This is a genomic window from Streptomyces sp. NPDC051940 (genome assembly GCF_040680895.1).
Taxonomy (GTDB): domain Bacteria; phylum Actinomycetota; class Actinomycetes; order Streptomycetales; family Streptomycetaceae; genus Streptomyces.
Window position 1 is genome coordinate 1 of sequence record NZ_JBFAXR010000280.1, and the last position, 1,999, is coordinate 1,999.

At 71.1% G+C, this 1,999-nt stretch carries 2 protein-coding genes; both read right to left on the reverse strand.

Annotation, left to right across the window (positions count from 1 at the left end; genetic code table 11):
• Nucleotides 1-1,022 (reverse strand): sugar ABC transporter permease (locus tag AB0M28_RS40405; RefSeq protein ID WP_365415826.1); only part of this gene is annotated, 1,022 nt, incomplete at its 3' end.
• A complete protein-coding gene (locus tag AB0M28_RS40410; RefSeq protein ID WP_365415828.1) occupies nt 1,019-1,807 on the reverse strand; it encodes an ATP-binding cassette domain-containing protein in 789 nt (262 codons plus the stop codon). The genes AB0M28_RS40405 and AB0M28_RS40410, both read right to left, overlap by 4 nt.
• Nucleotides 1,808-1,999: the final 192 nt, after the last annotated feature.

Here is a 1,999-nt window from a genome sequence, read left to right on the forward strand (position 1 = left end):
CATGGGCCGTGGCCACGCTGTGCGCGGTCGCGCTGTCGTGGTTCGGCGTGCGCGCCGTCCTCTCCAGCACGGCTTATCCGCAACGGCCGTTGGCGCCACGGGACGCTGATGCCGGCGCGCCGGCTGGCCTCGATGTTGCCGCCGACCGCGAAGACCTGGCGGCCGTAGGTGGTGCGGCGCAGCAGGAGGTCGCCGATGACCAGCAGGGCCAGGAACAGCACCAGCGCGTTGGGCACGCCGCGGTCCTGGTTCAGCACGTAGGCGACGGCGAAGGCGATCAGCGCGAGGACACCGGTGCGCAGGATGATCTCGCTGGTGGGCCGGGCGGGGATGCCGGCGGCGCGGCGGCGGCGCTGGTCGAGCAGGGCGCTGAGCAGCATCGCGCCGCTCGCGAGACCGGCCAGGATGTAGCCGGCGGCGATGTCGCCGTCCATGAACATCGAGCTGCCGGTCAGGTACTGCATCAGGCCCTCGTCGGGCAGGTTGACCGTGCCGGTGTCGCCGAGCACCCAGAGCATCACGCCCTGCCAGCCGAGGAAGCCGGCCAGGGTGACGATGAAGGCCGGCACACCGATCTTCGCGAACACCGTGCCCTGGAGCCCGCCGATCGCGGCACCCATGGCCAGCGTGATCACCAGGGCCAGCCAGGCGTTGACGCCGTGCTGCACGGAGATCACCGCGTACACGGCGGCGGCCAGACCGCTCACCGAGCCGACGGACAGGTCGATCTCGCCGAGCAGGAGCACGAACACCAGGCCCAGCGAGAGCAGGCCGAGACCCGCGCCGTAGTAGGCGATGTAGGTGACGGTGCTGGCGCTGAAGTAGCCGCTGTCGTTGATGGTGAAGGCGGCCCAGATGACGATGAGGCCGATGATGACCGGCAGGGAGCCCAGCTCACCGCCGCGCATCTTGCGCTTGAACTCGGTCAGGTAGCCCCGGAAGCCCTCCTCGCGGACGAGGAGCCGCGGGTCGATCGCGGGCTCGACCGCGGGGGCCGGAGTGGTGTCGGTCTGGTTGCTCACTGCGAGACCTCCGTCGTGCGCGCCTGACGGCGGGTCACCGCGTTGTCGGTGGCACCGGTGATCGCGGCGATGATCGTTTCCTGCGTGGTCCCCTTGACGGGGAAGGTGCCGTTGTTGCGGCCGAGGCGCAGGACCGCGACGCGGTCCGCGACGGCGCGGACGTCGGCCATGTTGTGGCTGATCAGGATCACCGCGAGGCCGCGCTCGCGCAGGCGCTCGACCAGGTCGAGGACCTGGGCGGTCTGCTCGACGCCGAGGGCCGCGGTCGGCTCGTCCAGGATGACCAGCTTGGGGTCGCCGACCAGGGACCGGGCGATCGCCACGACCTGGCGCTGACCACCGGAGAGGGAGGCGATCGGGATGCGGACGCTGGGGATGCGGATGGACAGGGTGTCCAGCAGCTCGCGCGAGCGCTTCTCCATCCCGACCTCGTCCAGCAGGCCGCCCTTCCTCAGCTCGTGGCCGAGGAACAGGTTGTTGACGACGTCGAGGTTGTCGCAGAGCGCCAGGTCCTGGTAGACCGTCGCGACACCCAGGTCCTGGGCGTCGTGCGGACGGTTGACCTTGACGGCCTCGCCCTCCCACTCGATGACGCCCTCGTCGATCGGGTGCACCCCGGCGATCGTCTTGACCAGGGTGGACTTTCCGGCGCCGTTGTCGCCGACCAGTGCGACGACCTCCCCGGCGTGGACCTCCAACTCGACGTCCGTCAGGGCCTGCACGGCGCCGAAGCGCTTGCTGACCCCGCGCAACGCCAGCACGGGCGTAGCGGACACGTGAACCATCTCCTTCGCCGCCTGACCGGCGGGGGGAACGTCCTGCCTCCTACCAGGAGACCGGGCGAAATCTGTGCTGCCAAGGGGTCGCCGCGCACATGTGGCGGCCCGAAAACGGGGGCGGGCCCGGTGAGCCCGGCCCGAAACGGGGGCGGGGGGGGTGTTGCCGCCCCCCCGGGGGGTGGGTGAGGCGGCCCCCGC

What these genes read in the sequence shown, in the direction of transcription:
- AB0M28_RS40410 (WP_365415828.1), bottom strand. Translation starts at nt 1,807, where the DNA reads ATGGTTCACGTGTCCGCTACGCCCGTGCTGGCGTTGCGCGGGGTCAGC.